Here is a 23,407-nt window from a genome sequence, read left to right as displayed (position 1 = left end):
TCCAAGCCAGACAGAATGACCGACCTCGACCAACTCAAGACCGATGCGCTGACGCGGATCGAAAATGCGCCCGATGCCGCCGCCCTCGAAGCGTTGCGGATCGAATTCCTCGGTAAGCAGGGATCGATCTCGGGCCTGATGAAGACGCTTGGCAAGATGACGCCGGAAGAGCGGCAGGTACAGGGTCCGCTGCTCAACGGCCTGCGCAGCGAAACCGCCGATGCCATCGCTGCGCGAAAGGCAGTGCTCGAGAACGCCGAACTGGAGGCGCGGCTTGCAACCGAAAGCCTCGACCTCACCCTGCCGGCGCACGAATCGCCGAAGGGAAGTGTCCACCCGGTCAGCCAGGTGATGGACGAGCTGGCCGAAATCTTCGCCGACCTCGGCTTCTCGGTCGCGACCGGTCCCGAGATCGAGGACGACTGGCACAATTTCACTGCGCTCAACATGGCCGAAACGCACCCCGCGCGCGCCATGCACGACACGTTCTATTTCCCGGACGTCGACAGCGACGGGCGGCGCATGCTGCTCAGGACGCACACCTCGCCGGTGCAAATTCGTTCGATGGTCAAGCAGGGCGCACCGATCCGCATCATCGCGCCGGGCCGCGTCTATCGCAGCGACAGCGACGCCACGCACACGCCGATGTTCCATCAGGTCGAAGGCCTCGTCATCGACAAGGATATCCACCTCGGCCATCTCAAATGGACGCTCGAGACCTTCCTCAAGGCCTTCTTCGAGCGCGACGATATCGTGCTCCGCCTGCGCCCTTCCTACTTCCCCTTCACCGAGCCTTCGGTCGAGGTCGATGTCGGCTGGCAGGACGTGAAGGGACGCCGGGTTCTCGGCGGTGACGGCGATGCGCCCGGTCATGGCTGGATGGAATTGCTCGGCAGTGGCATGGTCAACGCCCGCGTGATCGAGTTTGCCGGGCTCGATCCCGAGGAATGGCAGGGGTTCGCCTTCGGCGTGGGTGTCGATCGCCTCGCCATGCTCAAATACGGGATGGACGATTTGCGCGCCTTCTTCGACGGCGACCAGCGCTGGCTCGACCACTACGGCTTCTCGCCCTTCGACCAGCCGACCCTTTCCGCAGGCGTGGGAGCGAAAGCATGAAGTTCTCGCTCGAATGGCTGAAATACTTCCTCGACACCGATGCAGGCGTGGCGGACATCGCTGCCGCGCTCAACCGGATCGGTCACGAGGTCGAAGGCATCGAGGATCCGGCGGACAGGCTGGCCGGTTTCCGCGTTGCCAAGGTGCTGACCGCCGACAAGCACCCCGATGCCGACAAACTGCAGGTACTGACCGTCGATACGGGCGAGGGCGACCCGCTGCAGGTGGTGTGCGGAGCGCCCAATGCCCGTGCGGGCATGAAGGGCGTGCTGGGCCTGCCTGGTGCGGTGGTCCCGGCCAATGGCATGGAACTGCGCAAGAGCGCGATCCGCGGTGTCGAATCGAACGGCATGATGTGCTCGGTGCGCGAGCTCGAACTGGGCGAGGAGCACGATGGCATCATCGAGCTGCCCGAGGACGCGCCGGTCGGCCAGACCTTCGCCGACTATCACGATGCCTCGCCGGTGTTCGATGTAGCGATCACGCCGAACCGCCCCGATTGCATGGGCGTTCAAGGCATCGCGCGCGACCTCGCGGCGGCGGGCCTCGGTACATTCAAGCCGGTCGAGGTGACCGCGATGGAGGGCGAGGGCGCCTGCCCTGTCGAAATCCGTACCGACGATCCGGAAGGCTGCCCCGCGTTCTACGGCCGGGTCATCCGCGGTGTCGACAACAACAAGCCTTCGCCCGAATGGATGCAGCGCCGCCTGATCGCGGCGGGTCAGCGACCGATTTCGGCGCTGGTCGATGCGACCAACTACCTCATGCTCGCCTTCGGGCGTCCGGCGCATGTCTATGACCTCGCCAAGCTGTCGGGTCCCGTAGTGGCGCGGCGCGCGAAAAACGGCGAGAGGGTCGAGGCGCTCAACGAGAAGACCTACGCGCTCGACGACACCATGACCGTGATCGCCGACGATAACGACGTACACGATATTGCCGGGATCATGGGTGGCGAGCATTCGGGTGCGACCGAAGCGACGACCGACGTGCTGCTCGAGATCGCCTATTTCGATCCCGAGCGGATCGGCGTGACGGGTCGCAAGCTCGGCCTCGCCTCGGACGCACGCACGCGCTTCGAGCGCGGCGTCGACCCGGCCTTCCTCGACGACGGCCTTGCGATCCTGACGTCGCTGATCCTCAAGACCTGCGGCGGCACGCCCACAAAGGTCGCGCGGGCGGGCGAGGCCCCGGCCGAGCCGAAGGTCATCGCCTTCGACCCGCACCTCACCTCGCACCTCGGCGGGATCGATGTGGCGCAGGACGAGCAGCGCGCGATCCTCGGATCGCTCGACTTCGTCGTCGCCGATGACTGGCAGGTGACCTGCCCGCCGCGCCGCCACGATATCGAAGGTCCGGCGGACCTGGTCGAAGAAGTCGTGCGCATCCACGGTCTCGACCATGTGACAAGCGTCGCACTTCCGCGCGCGGAAGGCGTTGCGAAGCCGACCGCCAGCCCGCTGCAGAAGCAGGAGCGCAAGCTTCGCCGTGCGGCGGCTGCGCGCGGTCTCAACGAGGCTGTGACCTGGTCATTCCTGCCGACCGCCGACGCCGAGCACTTTGCCGACGGCGCCGAGCTGTGGGTGCTGGACAACCCTATCAGCGAGGACATGAAGGCGATGCGCCCCTCGCTTATCCCGGGGCTGCTCGCTGCGGCCAAGCGCAACGCCGACCGCGGCGCGTATGGCAGCCGCCTGTTCGAGATCGGCCGACGCTACTTCCGCGGGAAAGGCGGCGCGAGCGACGAGAAACCGACGCTCGGCGTGGTGCTCGCGGGCAACAAGACTTCGCGCGGCTGGGCGGAGGGCAAGTCTGAGGGCTTCGATGCCTATGACGCCAAGGCCGAGGCCATGGCGCTGCTGGAGGCGGCTGGCGCACCGGTCGGCAATCTGATGGTGATGGGCGAGGCGGGCGACCAGTTCCACCCCGGCCAGTCGGCCACGCTGCGTTTGGGGCCCAAGAACGTGCTCGCCCGCTTCGGCGCACTGCATCCCAAGACGCTCAAGACCTTCGACATCGACGGTCCGGTAATGGCGGTCGAGATCTTCCTCGATTCGATCCCGGCGAAGAAGGGGGCTGGCTTCGCGCGTGCGCATTACGCGCCGCCCGCGCTTCAGTCGCTCACGCGCGATTTCGCCTTCCTCGTCCCGGCCGATCTTGCGGCGGGCGACCTCGTGAAGGCGGTGCGTGGCGCAGACAAGAAGGCAATCGTCGAAGCGCGCGTGTTCGACGTGTTCGAAGGACAGGGCGTGCCCGAAGGCAAGAAGTCGGTCGCGGTCGAAGTCACGCTCCAGCCGGGCGAGAAGAGCTTCACCGATGCCGAGATCAAGGCGATCTCGGACAAGGTGGTCGCGAGCGCCGGCAAGCAGGGTGCGGAGTTGCGCGGATGAGCCGGACCGCATTCGTCACCGGAGCAACCGCCGGGATCGGCGAAGCGACCGTGCGCACCCTCGTTGCCAGCGGCTGGCGCTGCGTGGCGACCGGGCGGCGCAAGGAACGGCTCGACGCGCTGGTGGAGGACCTTGGCGCGGACAAGGTCCATGCCGCTTGTTTCGATGTCCGCGACACCGAAGCCATGGACGCGGCGATTGCGGCATTGCCCGAAGCGTTCGCGGATATCGATCTGCTGGTGAACAATGCCGGTCTCGCGCAGGGACTGTCGCCCGCGCAGGAAGCCAGCCTCGACGACTGGCAGACCATGATCGACACCAATGTGACGGCCATGGTGGTGCTCACCCGCAAGCTGCTGCCCACGCTGATCGAGCGCAAGGGCGCGATCATCACCATCGGTTCGGTCGCGGGCAGCTACATCTATCCGGGCGGCAATGTCTATGCGGGCTCCAAGGCTTTCGTGAACCACTTCACGCTCGCTTTGCGCGCCGATCTCCACGGCACGGGCGTGCGGGTGACCAGCATCGAGCCGGGCATGGTCGAGACCGAGTTCACGCTGGTGCGCACCGGCAGCCAGGAGGCGAGCGACGATCTCTATCGCGGTGCCGACCCGATGACCGGGCAGGACATCGCCGATACGATCCGCTGGATCGCCGAGCTGCCGCCGCACCTCAACATCAACCGGCTCGAACTGATGCCGGTAAACCAGGATTTCGCCGGCTTCCGCGTCGCGCGCGAACACCACTAACCCATCAACGCCCGTCTCCGTTCGTGTCGAGCGAAGTCGAGACACGGTTGACCTGGACGCATCTCGACTTCGCTCGATGCGAACGGGAGGGTAGGAAAAGAGAATATGTCAGACCGCCGCACATTCGCGATCATCTCGCACCCCGACGCGGGTAAGACCACTCTGACCGAGAAGCTGCTGCTGACCGGCGGCGCGATCCACTTGGCGGGCGAGGTCAAGGCACGCGGGCAGGCGCGCCGGGCGCGCTCGGACTGGATGAAGATCGAGCAGCAGCGCGGCATCTCGGTCACCTCCAGCGTGATGACATTCGAGCGCGAGGGCATCACTTTCAACCTGCTCGACACGCCGGGGCACGAGGACTTCTCCGAAGATACCTATCGCACGCTGACTGCGGTCGATTCCGCCATCATGGTGATCGATGCGGCCAAGGGTATCGAGCCGCAGACGCGCAAGCTGTTCGAGGTCTGCCGCTTGCGCAGCGTGCCGATCATCACCTTCGTCAACAAGGTCGACCGCGAGGGGCGGCCCGTATTCGAGCTGCTCGACGAGATCGCCGACATGCTGGCGCTCGACGTGAGCCCGCAAGCCTATCCGGTGGGCATGGGCGGCGAGTTCGAAGGCGTGCTCGACTTCGACACCGGCTGCGTCGCGCGGCCCGAAGGCCCGTCGAAAGAATTTACCGGCACGCGCGATTGCGATCCGGCTATCCCCGAACGGTTCGCCGAGAACATCGAGCTGGCGAAGATCGGCTATCCGGAATTCGATCTCGAGGCCTACCGCAATGGCGACCTCACGCCAGTCTACTTCGGCTCGGCGCTCAAGAATTTCGGGGTCACCGAACTGATCGAGGCGATCGCGAAATACGCCCCGCCGCCGCGCCCGCAGCCCGCCGGCGAAGACGAGATCGCGCCGGATCATGGCGAGGTCACGGGCTTCATCTTCAAGGTGCAGGCCAATATGGACCCGAACCATCGCGACCGCATCGCCTTCATGCGGCAGGTCTCGGGCACCTTCAAGCGCGGGATGAAGCTGACGCCATCGGGTCTGGGCAAGCCGGTCGCGATCCATTCTCCGATCCTGTTCTTCGCGCAGGACCGCGAGGTCGCGGACACGGCCGAACCGGGCGACATTATCGGCATTCCCAACCACGGCACGCTGCGCGTGGGCGATACGCTGTCCGAAAAGAACGCGATCCGCTTCACCGGCCTGCCCAATTTTGCGCCCGAAATCCTGCGCCGCGTTGCGCTGGTCGATCCGACCAAGACCAAGCAGCTGCGCAAGGCACTCGACGATTTGTCCGAAGAGGGCGTGATCCAGGTCTTCTATCCCGAGATCGGCGGCCAGTGGATCATCGGCGTGGTGGGTCAGCTTCAGCTCGACGTTCTGATTTCGCGCCTCTCGGCCGAATATAAGGTCGAGGCAAAGCTCGAAGCCTCGCCCTTCGCCACCGCGCGTTGGATCAAGGGTGACGACAAGGCCCTGGCGGAATTCGAGAAATTCAATCTCTCCAACCTCGCCAAGGACCGCGACGGGGATCTCGTATTCATGGCCAAGAGCCCCTGGGACGTGAACTACCAGGAAGAGAAGAACCCGGACCTCACCTTCTCCGCCACGAAGGAGCGCTGAGGTTGAATTGCCCGCGGGCTTGGCGCAAAGCCCGCGCATGACGCTTCACGCCGGACCGACTTCGCAGACCTTCATCTCGCAGCGGCTGCGGCTGCATTATCTCGACTGGGGCAATCGCGGAAAGCCGCCGCTGGTGCTCGTCCATGGCGGGCGCGATCATGCGCGCAGCTGGGACTGGGTCGCCGAACAATTGCGTGACGACTGGCATGTCGTGGCGATGGACCACCGCGGCCATGGCGACAGCGACTGGGTTTCCGACGGCAATTATTCCGCCAACGACATGGTCTACGATCTCGCCCAGCTGGTCCATCAGCTCGGCGTGGGACCGGTGACCATCGTATCGCATTCGATGGGCGGCAATGTCTCGCTGCGCTATGCCGGGACCTTTCCCGATATGGTCAGCAAGATCGTCGCGATCGAGGGGTTGGGGCCAAGCCCCAAGCGCCAGGCGGAGATGCGCGAAAAGACCTATCCCGAACGGCTCAACGAATGGATCGGCAAGAAGCGCGCCGCCTCGGGCCGATCCCCGCGCAAATACGAGAGCATCGAGGCCGCTTTTGCGCGTATGATCGAGGAGAACAGCTACCTTACGGAGGAGCAGGCGCGGCATCTCACGATCCATGGGGTCAACCGCAACGAGGACGGCACCTATAGCTGGAAATTCGATCCGCATCTCAACGTCTGGGCGGTCGAGGACATTGCCGATCAGTTCCTCCATCAGACCTGGGCCGCGATCACCGCCCCCACGCTGCTGCTCTACGGCGCCGACAGCTGGGCCTCGAACCCGGAAGGCGATGGGCGGCTCGACCATTTCGCCAATGCCGAAGTGATCGAGTTCGAAAATGCCGGCCACTGGCTCCATCACGACCAGTTCGACCGCTTCATGACGACGATAAGGGACTTTCTCTGATGGCCGATTTCTTCGACGCGCTGGACGACAAGCATATCGCGATGATCGGCAAGCAGCCGGTCTTCTTCGTTGCCACCGCCGCCGAAGATGCCCGCATCAATTTGAGCCCCAAGGGCTACGACGCCTTTCGCGTAATCGCGCCCGACAGGGTCGCCTATCTCGATCTTGGGGGTTCGGGCAACGAAACGCACGCGCATCTCGCCGCTGACGGGCGGATAACCCTGATGTTCTGCAATTTCGACCGGCCTGCGCTGATCCTGCGGATCTACGGAAGGGGGCGGGCGGTGTTGCCGCAGGACGATGGCTGGGATGAACTGGTCGGACATTTCGACCTGATGCCGGGAACGCGGCAGATCTTCGATATCGCAGTCGAAAGCGTCCAGACCAGCTGCGGTTGGGGTGTGCCCTTCATGGACTATCGCGACGAGCGCCATACGCTGAAGAAAGCGCACGCCCAGTCCGATCCGCAGGAATGGCTTGCCAAGACGCAGGGGCGCACGAAGAGCATCGACGGCCTGCCCACGCGGCCGACCGACCGCTATTTCGCAGGCGAATAGCGCGTACGTGCAGCTGACCTTCGCCAGCTACAACATCCACAAGGGTGTAGGGCTCGACCGCAAGCGCGATCCCGAGCGCATCCTGACCGTGCTGCACGAGATCGATGCGGACATCGTCGCGCTGCAGGAGGCCGACCGCCGGATCGGTCAGCGGGCGAGCGTGCTTCCACGCGCCGAAATCGACGACACCGATTGGCGCGTGGTCGAGGTGGCCAAGCGCCCGCGCAGCATCGGCTGGCACGGCAATGCATTGCTGGTGCGCAGAGGCATCGAAATCCTGGGGGGTGAGGCGCTCGACCTTCCCACGCTCGAACCGCGTGGTGCCGTCTGCGGCGAGATCGTGGTCGAGGGACACCGCCTGCGAGTGATCGGCACCCATCTCGATCTGTCAGGGCTCCGCCGCCGAGACCAGATTCGCGCGTTGCTTGCATTCGCCGATCGCTGCGCCGGCGATTGGCCCACGGTCATCATGGGCGATTTCAACCAGTGGGGCAGACGTACCGGCGCGATGCGCGAGTTCACTGGTGGATGGCAGATCCTCACGCCCGGACGCAGCTATCCCAGCCGCCAACCGGTCGCCACGCTCGACCGGATCGTTGCGAGCAGCCATTGGGGCTGCAAGTCGGCGGAAGTGCACCACACCGGGCTTTCGGCCGTGGCGTCCGACCACCTGCCCGTCGTGGCGACGCTCCAGCTGATGAAAAAATAGGCACGCGCTTAAGGATTGGGCAATATATTTGCGTATCGGTCGCGATGCGTGGCCGATTCTTACCCTGAACGCGTTTGGCACGCACTTTGCTGCATGTGCGAACGCCGGTGACTGGGCCGGCGGATCACATCAGGGGGTGAAGGCGTGAAGTTCATCATCGCAGTCATCAAGCCATTCAAGCTCGACGAAGTCCGTGAGGCTTTGGGGGGCATCGGGGTGGCCGGAATGACCGTTACCGAAGTCAAGGGGTTCGGCCGCCAGAAAGGGCAGACCGAAATTTACCGCGGCGCGGAATATTCGACCAACATGCTGCCCAAGGTGAAGCTCGAGATCGCCGCCAGCGACGACCTGGCTCCACAGGTGGTCGAGACGATCCAGCAAACCGCCAGCACCGAAGCCATCGGCGATGGCAAGATCTTCGTATTCGACCTCGCCACCGCCACGCGCATTCGCACCGGCGAGACCGGCGACACCGCGCTTTGAGGGGGCCCCGACCAATGACCCGACTGTTTTCCCGTGCCGCGCCGCTCACGCTCGCGGCTCTCGTCCTTGCCGAACCGGCGCTTGCCCAGGAGGTGGCCGAACCGGCTGCCGACGCGGTCGGCGGCGGCACCGGCTACATCCTCAACACTCTGTTGTTCCTGATCGGCGGCTTCCTCGTCATGTGGATGGCCGCCGGCTTCGCCATGCTCGAAGCCGGGCTGGTTCGCGCGAAGAACACGTCGACCCAGTGCCTGAAGAACATCGGGCTCTATTCGATCGCCGGGCTGATGTTCTGGGTGATCGGCTACAACATCGCCTATCCGCATGGCGAGGCCTCGAGCGCGCTGTTCGGCATCGCCGGCGGGCCCTACGGCATGCAGGGTGTGGGCGAGGCCGATCTCGAGACCGGCTATTCGGTCGCCTCCGACTGGTTCTTCCAGATGGTGTTCTGCGCCACCACCGCCTCGATCGTGTCGGGCACGGTTGCCGAGCGGATCAAGATCGTGCCGTTCTTCATCTTCGTGACCTTGCTCACCGCCGTGATCTATCCGGTGGTGGTCAGCTGGGAATGGGGCGCGGGCTATCTCGACACCGAGTGGGGCTTCTCCGACTTCGCCGGTTCGACGCTGGTGCACTCGACCGGCGGCTGGGCCGCACTGGTCGGCGCGCTGATCATCGGGCCGCGGCTCGGGCGCTATGGACCGGGCGGACAGGTCAATGTCTTCCCCGGCACCAACATCCCGCTGGCCACGCTCGGCACCTTCATCCTGTGGCTCGGCTGGTTCGGCTTCAACGGCGCCTCGCAGCTCGCGATGGGCACGGTGGGCGACGTTTCCGACGTGTCGAAGATCTTCGTCAACACCAACATGGCCGCCGCGGCAGGCGTGGTGGTGGCGATCATCGCGACGCAGCTGCGCTACAAGAAGGCCGACGTCACCATGGCGCTCAACGGCGCGCTGGCGGGCCTCGTGGCGATCACCGCCGAACCGCTCGCACCCACGGTCGGTCAGGCGATCCTGATCGGCGGCATCGGCGGATTGCTGCCGGTGATCTTCGTGCCGATCCTCGACAAGCTCAAGATCGACGACGTGGTCGGCGCGATCCCGGTCCACCTGGTCGCCGGCATCTGGGGCACGATGATCGTGCCGTGGACGGGCGATGCGACCTTCGCCGGCCAGGCCGTCGGCGTGCTGCTGACCGCCGTGTGGGTCTCCGCCGCCTCCGCCATCGTCTGGTTCGCGCTCAAGGTCACCATCGGTGTCCGCCCGAGCGAAGACGAAGAGATGACGGGCCTCGATATCGGCGAAACCGGGATCGAAGCCTACCCGGAATTCGCCCGGGCCAACTGATCGCAAGCTCGGCGGGGGCGCCGTTCTCTCCTCTCTCTTCCGGTGCCCCCGCCCAACCGTGTTCCTCCTGCGAACACCGACTTACTCGGGCCGGAGATTCGTTCTCCGGCCCTTTTTTTGCCTTGTGAGGACGGCCGTTACGCGGCCAGCGCATCCTTGACGAAATCGGCGCAGCGTTCGCCGATCATGATGCTCGGGGCATTGGTATTGCCCGAGACCAGCCGCGGCATCACGCTGGCATCGGCGACATAGAGCCCCTCGATGCCGCGCGCCTTGAGCGTCGGGTCGACCACGGCATCCGCGTCGGAACCCATGCGGCAGGTGCCGACCGGGTGATAGACCGTGTCCGCGCGGCTGCGGATGAGCTCGTCGAGCTGCGTGTCGTCGTCGAGATCGATCGGATAGCGATCCTGTGGCTGGTACTTCGCCAGGCTGGGTGAGGACGCGATGCGGTGCGACAGCCTGACCCCCTCGCGCAGGGTCGCAATGTCGCGCTCGTCGTCGAGGAAATTGGGATCGATCCGCGGGGCCTGACGCGCATCGCGCCCGTCGAGGCGCACCGTCCCGCGGCTTTCGGGACGCAGCACGCACGCATGGAGCGAGAAGCCGTGGCCCTTGACCTTGGTGCGGCCGTGATCCTCGAGCATGGCGGGGACGAAATGCCACTGCACATCGGGCGCCGGTGCGCCGGGCATGACCTTCCAGAATCCGCCTGCCTCGGCATAGGGCGTGGTCATGATGCCGGTGCGTTTGCGCCGGTGCTCGACGATTGCCTTGGCCATGCGGACGGTCCCGGCAAGGCTGCTGCCGATGAAGTCCTTGCTCTCGGTCTCCCAGCTCGAAACATAGTCGATATGGTCCTGCAGATCGTCGCCGACCGCCGGCTTGTCGAGAACGACGTCGATGCCATGTTCCTTCAGATGCGTCGCCGGGCCGATGCCCGAAAGCATCAGGATTTGCGGCGAATTGAACGCGCCTGCCGAGAGCACGACCGCGCCGCGTGCCTTTACCGTGCGCTGCTTGTCGCCGACGCTATAGGTGACACCGGATACGCGTCCGTCCTCGATCTCGAGTCGCTGGACGCTCACCCCGATCCGCACGTCGAGGTTCTTCGAGCCTCGCCTGGGTTCGACATAGGCGCGCGCGGCTGACCAGCGTTCGCCGTCCTTTTGCGTCACCTGGTAGATGCCGAAGCCTTCCTGCTTAGCGCCGTTGAAGTCCGGATTGCGCGGCAATTGCAGCTGGGCAGCCGCCTCGACGAAGGCGAGGCTGCCAGGGTTGGGCCATTTCTGGTCGCTGACCCATAACGGACCCGATGCGCCGTGGAACTCGTCGGCCCCGCGCACATTGTGTTCGGCGCGCTTGAAATAGGGCAATACGTCGTCGTAGCTCCAGCCGCTACAGCCGAGCTCGGCCCAATTGTCGTAATCCCATTGGTGGCCGCGAATGTAGATCATCGCGTTGATTGCCGACGATCCGCCCAGCCCGCGACCGCGCGGCTGGTAGCCGGTCCGCCCATTGAGCCCCTTTTGCGGCACCGTCTCGAAACGATAGTTCGAGGAATCGCGCAGGAAGGGCATGAAGCCCGGCGTCTTCACCAGCATGGTGTCGTTGCGCGGCCCCGCCTCGAGCAGGCATACGCTCTTGCCGGCCTCTGCCAGCCGTCCGGATACGGCGCTGCCCGCGCTGCCGCCACCGATCACGATGACATCGAATTCGTCCATGATTTCTCCTCTCTTGCGCGAGAGGTTAGGCAGCCTCGGCTTCGTCTGCAATCCGGTTTTCGAATGAAACGGATTTTTCCGCCTGTCCCCGCCGTTCGAGCCAGCGCTCGCGGATCTGGTCGGAGGTTTCGCGGCTGCCGTCATGCGTCCAGCCGGGTTCCCGCAGGAGGTAGGACATTTTGTGTTTCCAGGGGCTGCGCCACATGTCCTGCACGATGCCGATCCATTCGTGGAACACCGCCCACACCAGGTTGAAGCTGCCCAGCTGTTTGACGATCCCGTAGCGGATTTTCTCGTCGAGGGTTTCCGGCTCGAACGTGCCGAACATCTTGTCCCAGACGATGAACACGCCCGCATAATTGCGATCGAGATAGCGCGGGTTGGTCGCATGGTGGACGCGGTGGTGACTCGGCGTATTCATCACCGCCTCGAACCAGCGCGGCATGCGGTCGATCGCCTCGGTATGGATCCAGAACTGGTAGATCAGGTTGAAGCCCGCGCAGATGGCGATCATCCCCGGATGGAAGCCGAGCAATACCAGCGGCAGCGCAAAGACGAATCCCAATGTGAGAAACCCCGTCCAGGTCTGCCGGAGCGCGGTGCTGAGATTGTAATGCTGGCTCGAATGGTGGTTCACATGGCTGGCCCAGAACCAGCGCACGCGGTGGCCGAAGCGATGGACCCAGTAGTATTTGAGATCGTCGAGCACGAAGCACAGCGCGAAGGCCCACCAGCTCCACGGAATATCGAACAGTCGGAACTGCCAGACCCACAGGAACAGCGCGAAGAACGCGCCCCCGAACAGCAGGCCCGACACCGTGCTGCCCAGGCCGAAGGCAAGGCTGGTGAGTGTGTCCCTGGGTTCGTAGGCCGTGGGGCGCTTGCGCCAGGCCCAGATCATCTCGATCAGGACCAGCGCAACGAAGCCGGGCACCGCGTATTCGGTAGGGGAGAAATCGGGCATTGCGATCAGCCTTCTAGCGCCTCTATCGCTTTCGCCCAAGACGCGGGATCATCGAGCAGCAGGCGGGCCGCGCCATACCGCTTCTCCGCCGTGTCGACTACCAGCGCTTCGCCTTGCGCGCGTGCGCGGGCCGCAGGCGTCAGAAGGCGTCCGGCAAAATGTACGCCGTGCCGGCGCAGCAGCAGAACGCGCCCCGCCGCATCGCGCATTACCGCCCCCCGGCCTTCGCGATCGAGGCCGATCGCGACCGGTTCGTATCCGCTGACCGCTTCGTCGGCAGCAAGGCGCGCGGCATCTTCGCTATCGAGGCGCGGGGCGGGGCCGAGCTTGAGCCAATAGGCCAAACCGGCAAGCGCAAGAATGGCCACGAGCGAGCCGAGGAACTGGAGAAGGGCGGGCGGCAAATCCATCTTGCCAAAGGATTGGCACGCTGCCCGCTTTGCGGCAAGCAGGACATAACAGGGAGATGCCGATGAAGTCTTTTGTCATGCTTGCTGCCGGAGCTGCTGCGTTTGCCACGCCGACATTCGCGAACGACGCCGAACCGATCGCCAAGGTCGAAGCGCAGCAGGAGCGCACCGAGCGCGTCGCGCAGCAGATCTGGGACTTCGCCGAACTGGGCTATCTCGAGACGCAATCGAGCGGGCTGCTGATCGACGAATTGAAGCGCGAGGGCTTTTCGATCCGCGCCGGCGTGGCGGACATCCCGACCGCCTTCGTCGCCGAGTGGGGCGAGGGCGGCCCGGTGATCGGGCTGCTCGCGGAATTCGATGCCTTGCCCGGCATCAACCAGTCGACCGCCCCGACGCGCGACCCGATCGAGGGCAAGCATGCGGGCCATGCCTGCGGGCACAATCTGTTCGGCGCGGGATCGCTGAGCGCTGCGATCGCGATCCGCAACTGGCTCGAGGCGACCGGCACGCCGGGCCGCGTCCGCCTTTACGGCACGCCTGCCGAAGAAGGCGGTTCGGGCAAGGTCTACATGGCGCGTGCGGGCCTGTTCGACGATGCCGATTTCGTGATCGACTGGCACCCGGCGGATCGCAATTCTGCCGCCTCGCGCAAGAGCCTCGCCAACCGCTCGGGCAAGTTCCGTTTCCGCGGCGTTTCCGCGCATGCCGCCGGTGCGCCCGAACGCGGTCGCTCGGCGCTCGACGGGGTCGAGGCGATGAACATGATGGTCAATATGATGCGCGAGCACACTACGATGGACACGCGCATCCATTACGTGATCACCAGCGGCGGCGCGGCGCCCAACGTCGTCCCCGATTTCGCCGAGGTCTTCTATTACGTGCGCCATTCGGATGCCGACGAGGTGCGCGCATTGTGGCCGCGGATCGAGGCGGCGGCCAAGGGCGCGGCAATGGGTACGGGAACGCAGGTCGATTGGGAGATCATCCACGGCAACAACCCGACATTGCCGCTCGAATCGCTCCAGCTGATGATGGACAGGAAGCTGCGCCAACTCGAACCGATCGTCTATACGGCCGAAGAACTCGAATGGGCCGCGACCATCAGCGAAAGCTTTGGCGAGGATGCACCCGAGCTGACCCAGGCGCAGGCGGTCGAGGATTATGCCGTACTCACCGGCTATGGCTCGACCGATGTCGGCGACGTCAGCCGGGCGGTACCGACGGTCAGCGTGCGCACCGCCGCCTGGGTCCCGGGCACTGCGGCGCATAGCTGGCAGGCCGTCGCCGCGAGCGGGCACAGCTATGGCGTCAAGGGCACGCAGCACGCGGCCAAGGCAATGGTGCTCGCAGCGGTCGAACTCTACACCAACCCGCAATTGCGCGAGACGGCCAAGGCCGAATTCGTTGCGGCCCGCGGCGAGGATTACGTTTACGAGTCGCTGCTTGGCGACCGCGAGCCGCCGCTCGACTATCGCCGCTGATCACTCACGTGCGCGGGCGGCGAACATGTCCATCGCCGGGCGCACCGGGCTGACGTCGTAACCGGCCGAGGCGGCCGCCTCGCTGATCGCCTCCGGGTCCTCGCCCGTGCGAGCGCGGGCAAGAGACCAGAGCAGCGTCGAACGCGTGCCCGACCGACAGAAGCCGAGGACCGGTCCCTCGGCGCCGGCGAGCGCGTCCTGCAGTTTCTCGACCTGCGGTTCGCTGAAACCCGCGCTGCCGATCGGGATGGCGAGATAGTCCATGCCCGCTGCGCGCGTGGCGGCCTCGATATCCGCGCCCGGCGGCTGGTCGGGTGCCTCGCCGTCGGGCCGGTTGTTGACCACCAGCGCAACGCCCATCGCCGCCGCTTCGGAGATTTCCTGCGGGGTGACCTGCGGGCTGGCGTAGAAATCGTCGGACAGTTTGCGAAATTCGCTCATCGGGCCTCTCCCTGCGCGCTGGCCAGCTTCGCTGCTGCCCGGCGATTGCGTTGCATGATATTGAGAATTTCGACGCCGACCGAAAAGCCCATTGCGGCGTAGATATAGCCCTTGGGCACATGGAAGCCGAAGCCGTCGGCGATCAGGACCAGCCCGATCATCACGAGGAAGGCGAGGGCGAGCATCACCAGCGTGGGGTTCTTTTCGATGAACCTGGCCAGCGGATCGGCGGCGACCATCATGATGCCGACGGTGATGACGACAGCCGTGACCATGATCGGGATTTCGTTGGTCATCCCCACCGCGGTCAGGATCGAATCGACCGAGAAGACGATGTCGATGGCGACGATCTGCGCGATCACCGTGCCGAAGGTTGCCTTTGCGGCATCGGCAACGCCCGGAGTCTTGTCGAGCAGGTCGCCCGAATCGTCTTCCGGTTCCATCGAGTGATGGATTTCCTTGGTCGCTTTCCACAGCAGGAACAGGCCGCCGACCAGCAGGATCAGGTCGCGGCCCGAGAAGGCGGTCTCGAAACTCACCTTGTTCGTGCCTTCCACCGGAGGGCCGGTGATGCCGAGATCGAACAGCGGGGTCTGCAGCGTCACCAGCCAGCCGATAAGCATCAGCAGCCCGATGCGCATGACCAGCGCCAGCGCCAGCCCGATCCGGCGCGCCCGCTGCTGCTGGTGTACGGGAAGCTTGTTCGACAGAATCGCAATGAAAATGAGATTGTCGACTCCGAGGACGACTTCGAGCGCGATCAAAGTGAGCAGGGCCAACCAGGCGGCCGGGTCGGAAAGCAGGGCCAGATATTCCATCGATGACCCTCTGCCGAACCCTTCCGCTGCGTTCAAGCCATCATACGCGCAACCTGCTCTATGCGAAAATGTCACATTTTTGCGGTTTGCTGGCCATAACAGCTAAATCATTCGCGCATGGCCTTCTTTCACGCTATGACGAATGCACAGGGAGGGTTTCGTGCCCGCCCGCACCGGTGCGGAAGCAGTCCTTTGTGCCGGTGAGGTTTGGATGACGGGCTGCACGACAAGGTATTGTTCGAGTTATGGGTTACGACAGAGGGCGCCGCCGCGGAAAGGACAAGCGCGACGGATTCGGCGAAGACGGTTTCGACAATTTCGGTGGCCCGCCAGCCGATTTCGCACCCCACGAAGCATTCCAGAACGATCGCTTCGGCGGCGGTGACCGGGGTGGCGACCGTGGCGGTGGCTATGGTGGCGGAAACCGCGGCGGCGGTTTCGGCGGTGGCAATCGCGGCGGCGGTGGCGGCGGTTTCAATCGCATGCCCGCGCAGGTCGTCGGTACCGGCAAGGGTGCGGTGAAGTTCTTCAACAGCCAGAAGGGCTTCGGCTTCATTCAGCAGGAAGGCGGCGGAGAGGACGTTTTCGTCCACATCAGCGCCGTCGAGCGTGCGGGCCTGGAAGGCCTGGCCGAAGGACAAGAGCTGGAATTCAATCTCGTCGATCGCGGCGGCAAGGTCTCCGCACAGGATCTGCAGGTCGTCGGCGACGTGATTCCGGTGCAGTCGCGTGGGGGCGATGCGGGCGGCGGTGCGCCGCGCCGCGAACTCACCGGCGAGAAAGCGACCGGGACGGTCAAGTTCTTCAACTCGATGAAGGGCTTCGGATTCCTTACCCGCGACGATGGCCAGCCCGATGCCTTCGTGCACATCAGTGCGGTCGAACGCTCCGGTCTTGCCGGCATCAACGAGGGCGAGCGCTACGAATTCGATCTCGAAGTCGACCGACGCGGCAAGTATTCGGCGGTCAACCTCGTTCCCGTTCAGGACTGAGGGGCGCCCGCGCGATCCGGTTTGACCCGGCGCACGAGACACAATAGATCGCTGGCAAACACGCAGATGGCGGTTCCCGCAAGGGACCGCCATTTGTCTTTCAATCGCAAATGCACCCACGAAAGAGGTGCCGCTGGAGGACCCATGTCGATTTCGCCGCTGATGCCTGTCTACCCGCGCTGCGGAGTCCGCCCCGTCAAGGGCGAACATTGCCACCTGATCGACGAGGACGGCACGCGCTATCTCGATTTTGCCAGCGGGATCGCAGTCAACCTGCTGGGGCACAGTCACTCCGGGCTGATCGGCGCGATCCAGAAGCAGGCCGAAACGCTGATGCACGTTTCGAACCTCTATGGAAGCCCTCAGGGTGAGGAACTGGCGCAGCGGCTCGTCGACAAGACCTTTGCCGACACAGTCTTCTTCACCAATTCCGGGGCCGAGGCGGTCGAAGCGGCGATCAAGGCCGCGCGCGCTTATCATCAGCACGAAGATGGCGATGCCGACCGCACCGAGTTGATCACCTTCACCAACGCTTTCCACGGCCGCACTATGGCGACGATCAGCGCCTCCAACCAGGAGAAGATGCACAAGGGCTTCCTGCCTCTGCTGGCCGGGTTCCAATATGCCGAGTTCGACAATCTCGAGCATGCCAAGTCGCTGGTGAGCGAGAAGACCGCCGGTTTCCTCGTCGAGCCGATCCAGGGCGAAGGCGGCATCCGTCCGGGCAGCGAAGAGTTCATCCGCGGCCTGCGCCAGCTCGCCGACGAGAATGACCTGATGCTCGTTTTCGACGAGGTCCAGTCCGGCGTCGCGCGTACCGGCAAGCTCTACGCCTACGAACATTACGGCATCGAGCCCGACATCATGGCCACCGCCAAGGGCATCGGCGGCGGCTTTCCGCTCGGCGCCTGCCTCGCGACCGAGAAGGCGGCGCGTGGCATGGGATTCGGCGCGCATGGTTCGACCTATGGCGGCAACCCGCTTGCGATGGCGGCCGGCATGGCGGTGATGGACGCCGTCGCCAATGACGAATTCCTTGCCGAAGTGACCGAGAAGGGCGAGCGCCTGCGCACACGGCTCGAGCAGTTCATCGGCAATTACCCCGAACTGTTCGAACTGGTTCGCGGAAAGGGGCTGATGCTGGGCATCAAGATGAAGGTCGAGAGCCGGCCCTTCTTCGTCCACCTGCGTGACAACCACCAATTGCTGACCGTGGCCGCTGGCGACAATACGCTGCGTGTGCTTCCGCCGCTGGTGGCGGGCGATGCCGAATTCGACGAGTTTTTCGAAAAGCTGTCGGACGGCGCGGCAAGTTACATTCCGACAAGCTGAGTGGAGGCGAAGTGATGCGGCATTTCCTCGACCTTTCGGATGCGGGCGGGGATGCGCTCGCCGCCATGATCAACGACGCGCAGGACCGCAAGACGGCGAGGGTCGGCTGGCCCAAGGGCAAGCCCGATGCCGACGCGCCGCTGGCGGGCCATGTGCTCGCCATGATCTTCGAGAAGAATTCGACCCGGACGCGGGTCAGCTTCGACATGGCCATGCGCCAGCTCGGCGGCTCCGCGCTGATCCTCGAATCGGGGACCAGCCAACTGGGCCGCGGCGAAAGCATCGCCGATACCGCACGCGTCCTCAGTCGCATGGTCGATGCGATCATGCTGCGCACCGACGATCACGAAAAGGCGCTGGAGATGGCGCGCCATGCCAGCGTGCCCGTGATCAATGGCCTGACCGATCGCTCGCATCCCTGCCAGATCGTCGCGGATCTTCTGACCGTGATCGAACAGGGCAAGGCTTTGCCCGGTCTCGAACTTGCCTGGCTGGGCGATGGCAACAATGTCCTGCACTCGATCCTCGAGGCTGCCGGGCTGATGAAGTTCAATGTGCGGATCGGCACGCCGCAGAGCTACGAACCCGAGATGGAATTCGTGGACATGGCGCGCTCGGCAGGGGCCACGGTGACGCTTACCAACGATGCGCGGGAAGCGGCCGCGGGCGCCGACATCGTCGTGACCGACACATGGGTTTCGATGGGGCAGGAGCATGCGCACGACAAGCTCGCGGCAATGGCGCCATTCCAGGTTTCGGGTGAGCTCATGCGTGCTGCCAAGCCCGATGCGAAATTTCTCCACTGCCTCCCGGCCCATGTCGGCGAGGAGGTTACCGCAGACGTGTTCGAGAGCGACCAGTCGGTGGTCTTCGACGAAGCCGAGAATCGCATCCACGCGCAAAAATCGGTGCTGCTGTGGTGCTTGGAGAAAATTTGAGCGGAGTGAACGCACTCTAACATTTCGACCGGGTCTGCCCCATATGGCGGCGATGGACGCTACTCCCGACAAAACCGAAGAGACCTATTCGGGTCGCCTGCTCGCATTCACCATCCCGGCGCGTCATGCGCGCGGCCGTCTCGTGCGCCTCGACAGCACGCTCGACGAAATCCTTGCCGCGCACGATTATCCGCCGCCGATCAAGCATTTGCTGGCCGAGGCGCTGGTGCTTGCGGTGCTGATGGGCGGACTGGTCAAAGACGATGGATCGCAGGTGACCATGCAGGCCCAGACCGAAGCCGGTGCGGTCGGACTGCTGGTATGCGATTACAAGGGCGGCGAGCTGCGCGGCTATGTCGAATTCGACGAAGCCCGGCTTGCGGAACTGGGCGCGAACCCTTCGCTCTTTGCGCTGTTCGGAAAGGGCTATCTTGCCATCACCTTCGACCTTGCCAGGGGCAAGGGGCGTTACCAGGGCATCGTACCGCTGGAGGGTGATAGCCTGGCCGAAGCCTGCGAGCGATATTTCTACCAATCCGAACAGGTGCCCACGCTGATCCGCTGTGCAGTGCGCTCGGATGCGGATGGTGTGCGTGCCGCCGGGCTACTCATCCAGCACCTGCCAGAGGGCGAGGAAGGTCGCGAACGCCTCCATGCCAAGCTCGATCATCCCGAATGGGAGCATGTCGCGATCCTTGCTGGCTCGCTGCGCCATGACGAGCTGCTCGATCCGGCACTGTCGCTGGAAGCGATCGCATGGCGTTTGTTCCACGAAGAGGAAGAGGTTCGTGTCCAGCAGGGTGCAACCATTGCCCGCGGATGCCGTTGTTCGGTTGAGCACTATCGCGATGTCCTCGCGCGCTTTCCCGAGGAACAGCGAGTCGAAATGCGCGACGAAAACGGGATCGTGCTGGTCGATTGTGCATTCTGCTCGAAGCAGTTCGGGATCGAAATCTGAACGGCGTGTCGTTGTTATACAACAGTTCATCGCGCTTGTGGTGTATTGAATACGAATCACGGGCGCGTCTGGACTCGCGGACGAAAGGTGAATTTCGCTATGGCTCGCATTCGAGCACTCCACATCGCGGCATTGGCTGCACCGCTGGCGGCTCTCGCAGCACCGGCGCTTGCGCAGGCTTCTCTGGCGATGCTCGACAGTCTTGACCGCGGCGGATGGGAAGTGCGTTATCGTGATGGCAGTTCCGCGCAAAAGGTTTGCGTTCGCACGGGGCGCGAATTGATCCAGCTGCGGCACAAGGACAGCGGCTGCAATCGCTTCGTTGTCGAAGACGAAGCGCGCGATGTCACGGTCCAGTATACCTGCCGCGGCAACGGTTACGGACGCACGCATATCCGCAAGGAATCCAGCGGACTGGTCCAGATCGACAGTCAGGGGATCGCCGGTGGCAAGCCGTTTCAGTTTACGGCCGAAGCGCGCCAGACGGGCAGTTGCGGCTGATCGCGATACTTGCGGGCCTTCACCTTCGCGCTTAGCGGACCCCAATGACCACATCCGACAATTCCGGTCCCGCCGTCGTCCTCCTATCGGGCGGCCTCGATTCGATGGTTACTGCCGCAATCGCCCGCGAGCGTGGTCACGCGATCCATGCGCTGACGATCGATTACGGCCAGAGACATGTGCGCGAGCTGCAATCCGCCCGGGCGATAGGCGAAAAGCTTGCCGTCGAGCGTCATGTCGAACTCCCGCTGGACCTGCGGCGCTTCGGCGGGTCGGCCTTGACCGACGATATCGATGTTCCCAAAGGCGGGGTCGGCGATGATATCCCGGTTACCTATGTTCCCGCGCGCAATCTCGTCTTCCTCGCCCTGACTACCGCCTTTGCCGAAACAACCGGATCACGGGACATTTTCATAGGCGTCAACGCGCTCGATTATTCGGGCTATCCCGATTGCCGTCCAGAATTCATCGCCAGCTTTGCCGAAACCGCCCGGCTGGGCACCAAACAGGGTGTCGAGGGTGCTCCCTTCGCGATCCATGCGCCGCTGCAGCATATGTCGAAAGCAGACATCGCGCGCGAATGCGACCGGCTGGGCCTGGACCCGGCATGGAGCTGGTCCTGCTACGATCCGACAGCGGATGGACTGGCCTGCGGGACCTGCGATTCCTGCCGCTTGCGCCGAAAAGGCTTTGCCGAGGCTGGGCTTGTCGATACCACCCCCTACGCAGAGAAAAAATCGGACCCAGGGGAGTAGGGAATTGGACCAAATCAAGGATGCCGCACCGCCAAGCGAATCGAAAGCAGGCGGCAGCACCGAGAAGGTCCCCGCCTACAGCTGGTATGCGCTTGGCGTCCTGGTGGTCGTCTATGTCCTCAATTTCGTCGACCGAAACATCATCTCGATCCTTGCCGAGGACATCAAGGCGGATCTCGGCTTGCGCGACGATCAGATCGGATTTCTCTACGGCACCGCCTTCGGCGTTTTCTATGCGCTGTTCGGCATTCCGCTGGGAAAGCTCGCGGACAATTGGCACCGCGTCAGATTGATGACCGCAGGCCTTGCCATCTGGTCGGCTTTCACGGCGCTTTCGGGATTTGCGAAGAATTTTGCCATGCTGAGCGCTGCCCGTATCGGAGTCGGGATTGGCGAAGCAACGGCCAGTCCGAGCGCTTACTCGCTGATCTCCGACTGGTTTCCGAAGAAGATGCGTGCCACGGCGCTCGCCATCTATTCTTCCGGGCTCTACATCGGCGGCGGCGTCTCGCTGCTGATCGGCGGAGCGATCGTCGAGAACTGGAACGAGTCCTTCCCGACCGACCCGCCGCTCGGGCTTGCCGGCTGGCAGGCAGCCTTCATTATCGTCGGCCTTCCCGGACTGCTCCTCGCGCTGCTCGTTTTCACCCTGCGCGAACCGGTTCGTGGGCAAAGCGACGGGATCGTGACCCCGCCTGTGAAAGACCCGTTTCGCGGCTTCTTCCAGGAATTGGTCGCGGTCATCCCGCCCTTCACCCTGATCGGGGCGGCCCGGGGCGGCGCGCGCGGAATTGTGATAAATCTCACCGGTGCGCTGGTTATCGGCGGCATCGCCTATCTGATGGCCGACCTGACCGGAAATGCGCAGCAATGGGGCGCCGTGGGGATCGGCTATTATGCCATCTTCTCCTGGGCCTCCACTCTCAAGAGACGCGACGAGCCCACCTTTACCCTGATCTGGGGCACTCCCGCATTTATCTCGACCATTCTCGGATACGGCATGGTCGCATTCATGTCCTATGCCGCAGCATTCTGGGCCGCTCCCTATGCGATCCGGATACTCGAAGAGGCACCCTCGACGGCAGGCTGGTGGATCGGCGGACCGGGGGCCGCTGCAGGTTTCCTTGGCGTGATTATCGGTGGCCGGGTTGCCGACTGGCTGCGCGAGCGCATGCCGACCGGCCGCCTGTTCGTGGTGGCGTTCGGCCTGACTGCCGCGGCGCCGTTTCTCTACATCATGTTTACGACGCTCGATCCCACCGTCTTCTACATCGCCGCGTTCATGCAATCGCTATTCGGCAGCTCGGCGCTCGGCGCGGCGGCGGCTACGTCGCAGGATCTTGTCCTGCCCCGAATGCGCGGCACGGCTACGGCGACCTTCTTCCTTGCAACCACCCTCGTGGGGCTCGCCCTCGGACCCTACATGGCCGGGCAGGTATCCACGATGACCGGCAGCCTTTCGACCGGTGGCCTTAGCCTCCTGATCGCGGTGCCGATCGGCCTGCTGCTGCTACTGGTAGCCTATCGGACGGTGCCCAAGGCTGAGCAGACTCTGCTGGAGCGCGCCCGCGGCGCAGGCGAAGCGGTCTAGATCCGCTCCAGGACTCCGCAGGCGATCCGCGATCCGGCATTTCCCGCCGGGTCGGTTCGGTAATCGTCTGGTCCGGCGTGGACGACGACCGCCGTTCCGTCCTCGTCGAAAATCGAGTCGAGTACGCTCGTTGCATTGCCCTCGAGTGCGAATTCCGCACTGCCGCTACCGTTGGGACCGATAGTCAGATTGGGCATGTCGCCCAGGTGTTTGCCGCCGGGAGATAGGGAGCCGTGACTGGCATTGCCGGGATTGAGGTGGCCGCCGGCGCTCTTGAAATCGGGTGCATTGCATTTCCCGGTCGTATGCAGGTGAAACCCGTGCTCACCTGGCGACATGCCGACAGCTGCAACCGCCACGGAGACCGTTTGGCCGTTGCTCAAAAGCTGGACCGTGCCTGCCGGCAATCCATTGGCGAAGCGCAATGTCGTCTCCGCAACGCGGTCGGTCGGCAGCTCGCTAATTGTGGAGCACGCTGCAACGGCCGGGATGGCGAGAGCGGTGAACAGGAGGCGTCGGCTCATGGTTTCTCTTCCCCTCGGGTAATCAGTCTCGTTCAGCCAACGAAAAAGGGGCCGGATTGCTCCGGCCCCTTCGGTGATTTTGGCGTATG

Annotated in this window: 23 protein-coding genes; 17 read left to right on the top strand and 6 right to left on the bottom strand. The window is 64.1% G+C overall.

Going from position 1 to position 23,407, the window contains the following annotated elements:
• Positions 1 to 15 precede the first annotated feature (15 nt).
• From pheS to ASS64_RS06780, 9 genes are all read left to right on the top strand, one after another.
• Positions 16 to 1,116, top strand: coding sequence for a phenylalanine--tRNA ligase subunit alpha (gene pheS, locus ASS64_RS06820; RefSeq protein WP_067691805.1), 1,101 nt, complete (start codon positions 16 to 18; stop codon positions 1,114 to 1,116).
• Entirely contained in the window at positions 1,113 to 3,503 is a 2,391-nt protein-coding gene (gene pheT / locus ASS64_RS06815; protein WP_067691803.1) for a phenylalanine--tRNA ligase subunit beta, read from the top strand. The genes pheS and pheT overlap by 4 nt, the downstream gene beginning before the upstream one ends.
• Complete coding sequence (locus ASS64_RS06810; RefSeq protein ID WP_067691801.1) at positions 3,500 to 4,252, top strand: SDR family NAD(P)-dependent oxidoreductase; 753 nt, start codon at positions 3,500 to 3,502, stop codon at positions 4,250 to 4,252. Before pheT ends, ASS64_RS06810 begins: the two co-directional genes overlap by 4 nt.
• A 105-nt stretch (positions 4,253 to 4,357) precedes the next feature.
• Positions 4,358 to 5,878, top strand: coding sequence for a peptide chain release factor 3 (locus ASS64_RS06805; protein ID WP_067691797.1), 1,521 nt, complete (start codon positions 4,358 to 4,360; stop codon positions 5,876 to 5,878).
• Positions 5,879 to 5,915: 37 nt separating this feature from the next.
• Positions 5,916 to 6,788, top strand: coding sequence for an alpha/beta fold hydrolase (locus ASS64_RS06800; protein ID WP_067691794.1), 873 nt, complete (start codon positions 5,916 to 5,918; stop codon positions 6,786 to 6,788).
• Positions 6,788 to 7,345, top strand: coding sequence for a pyridoxamine 5'-phosphate oxidase family protein (locus ASS64_RS06795; RefSeq protein WP_067691791.1), 558 nt, complete (start codon positions 6,788 to 6,790; stop codon positions 7,343 to 7,345). The genes ASS64_RS06800 and ASS64_RS06795 overlap by 1 nt, the downstream gene beginning before the upstream one ends.
• A 7-nt stretch (positions 7,346 to 7,352) precedes the next feature.
• Positions 7,353 to 8,054, top strand: coding sequence for an endonuclease/exonuclease/phosphatase family protein (locus ASS64_RS06790; protein WP_067691788.1), 702 nt, complete (start codon positions 7,353 to 7,355; stop codon positions 8,052 to 8,054).
• Between the two features lie 144 nt (positions 8,055 to 8,198).
• On the top strand, positions 8,199 to 8,537 hold the full coding sequence (locus ASS64_RS06785) for a P-II family nitrogen regulator (protein WP_067691785.1): 339 nt from the start codon (positions 8,199 to 8,201) through the stop codon (positions 8,535 to 8,537).
• Between the two features lie 14 nt (positions 8,538 to 8,551).
• Entirely contained in the window at positions 8,552 to 9,886 is a 1,335-nt protein-coding gene (locus ASS64_RS06780; RefSeq protein WP_067691782.1) for an ammonium transporter, read from the top strand.
• A 137-nt stretch (positions 9,887 to 10,023) separates the two neighbouring features.
• On the opposite strand, the gene ASS64_RS06775 is transcribed toward ASS64_RS06780, so the two are convergent.
• From ASS64_RS06775 to ASS64_RS06765, 3 genes are read right to left on the bottom strand one after another with little or no spacing between them, the layout of a single operon-like run.
• Complete coding sequence (locus tag ASS64_RS06775; protein ID WP_067691779.1) at positions 10,024 to 11,610, bottom strand: GMC family oxidoreductase; 1,587 nt, start codon at positions 11,608 to 11,610, stop codon at positions 10,024 to 10,026.
• Positions 11,611 to 11,635: 25 nt separating this feature from the next.
• Positions 11,636 to 12,574, bottom strand: a complete 939-nt coding sequence (locus ASS64_RS06770; protein ID WP_067691773.1) for a sterol desaturase family protein — start codon at positions 12,572 to 12,574, stop codon at positions 11,636 to 11,638.
• 5 nt (positions 12,575 to 12,579) lie between these two features.
• Entirely contained in the window at positions 12,580 to 12,984 is a 405-nt protein-coding gene (locus ASS64_RS06765) for a hypothetical protein (protein WP_067691770.1), read from the bottom strand.
• A gap of 62 nt (positions 12,985 to 13,046) precedes the next feature.
• Between ASS64_RS06765 and ASS64_RS06760 the strand changes: the two genes are divergently transcribed.
• Positions 13,047 to 14,468, top strand: a complete 1,422-nt coding sequence (locus tag ASS64_RS06760) for an amidohydrolase (protein WP_067693018.1) — start codon at positions 13,047 to 13,049, stop codon at positions 14,466 to 14,468.
• On the opposite strand, the gene ASS64_RS06755 is transcribed toward ASS64_RS06760, so the two are convergent.
• Positions 14,469 to 14,909 (bottom strand): TIGR01244 family sulfur transferase, encoded by a 441-nt coding sequence (locus ASS64_RS06755; RefSeq protein WP_067691767.1) that lies wholly within the window; start codon positions 14,907 to 14,909, stop codon positions 14,469 to 14,471. It lies immediately after the preceding gene.
• Positions 14,906 to 15,727, bottom strand: coding sequence for a TerC family protein (locus ASS64_RS06750; protein WP_067691764.1), 822 nt, complete (start codon positions 15,725 to 15,727; stop codon positions 14,906 to 14,908). Before ASS64_RS06750 ends, ASS64_RS06755 begins: the two co-directional genes overlap by 4 nt.
• A gap of 245 nt (positions 15,728 to 15,972) precedes the next feature.
• On the opposite strand from ASS64_RS06750, the gene ASS64_RS17080 reads away from it, so the two are divergent.
• The 7 genes from ASS64_RS17080 (at position 15,973) to ASS64_RS06715 (ending at position 22,794) form a co-directional block, all read left to right on the top strand.
• A complete protein-coding gene (locus tag ASS64_RS17080; protein WP_067691762.1) occupies positions 15,973 to 16,719 on the top strand; it encodes a cold-shock protein in 747 nt (248 codons plus the stop codon).
• Positions 16,720 to 16,863: 144 nt separating this feature from the next.
• Positions 16,864 to 18,051 carry an aspartate aminotransferase family protein gene (locus tag ASS64_RS06740; protein ID WP_067691760.1) on the top strand — a complete coding sequence of 396 codons (1,188 nt, stop codon included), beginning with the start codon at positions 16,864 to 16,866 and terminating at the stop codon, positions 18,049 to 18,051.
• A gap of 14 nt (positions 18,052 to 18,065) precedes the next feature.
• Positions 18,066 to 18,989: an ornithine carbamoyltransferase gene (gene argF / locus ASS64_RS06735; protein ID WP_198147671.1), complete on the top strand. Its 924-nt coding sequence runs from the start codon at positions 18,066 to 18,068 to the stop codon at positions 18,987 to 18,989.
• Between the two features lie 52 nt (positions 18,990 to 19,041).
• Positions 19,042 to 19,947: an Hsp33 family molecular chaperone HslO gene (locus tag ASS64_RS06730; protein ID WP_067693014.1), complete on the top strand. Its 906-nt coding sequence runs from the start codon at positions 19,042 to 19,044 to the stop codon at positions 19,945 to 19,947.
• A gap of 99 nt (positions 19,948 to 20,046) precedes the next feature.
• Positions 20,047 to 20,448: a hypothetical protein gene (locus ASS64_RS06725; protein WP_067691755.1), complete on the top strand. Its 402-nt coding sequence runs from the start codon at positions 20,047 to 20,049 to the stop codon at positions 20,446 to 20,448.
• A gap of 44 nt (positions 20,449 to 20,492) precedes the next feature.
• A complete protein-coding gene (queC, locus tag ASS64_RS06720; protein ID WP_067691752.1) occupies positions 20,493 to 21,203 on the top strand; it encodes a 7-cyano-7-deazaguanine synthase QueC in 711 nt (236 codons plus the stop codon).
• 4 nt (positions 21,204 to 21,207) lie between these two features.
• Positions 21,208 to 22,794: an MFS transporter gene (locus tag ASS64_RS06715; protein WP_369815359.1), complete on the top strand. Its 1,587-nt coding sequence runs from the start codon at positions 21,208 to 21,210 to the stop codon at positions 22,792 to 22,794.
• Here ASS64_RS06715 and ASS64_RS06710 read toward each other — a convergent pair.
• Positions 22,791 to 23,318 (bottom strand): superoxide dismutase family protein, encoded by a 528-nt coding sequence (locus ASS64_RS06710; protein ID WP_067693008.1) that lies wholly within the window; start codon positions 23,316 to 23,318, stop codon positions 22,791 to 22,793. The two genes, ASS64_RS06715 and ASS64_RS06710, sit on opposite strands and share 4 nt — an antisense overlap.
• Between the last annotated feature and the right edge of the window lie 89 nt (positions 23,319 to 23,407).

Origin of the sequence: Erythrobacter sp. AP23 (assembly GCF_001542855.1) — a bacterium.
GTDB lineage: Bacteria > Pseudomonadota > Alphaproteobacteria > Sphingomonadales > Sphingomonadaceae > Qipengyuania.
The sequence above is the reverse complement of the archived record's forward strand: the minus strand, read 5'-3'. Positions and strand labels throughout refer to the sequence as shown.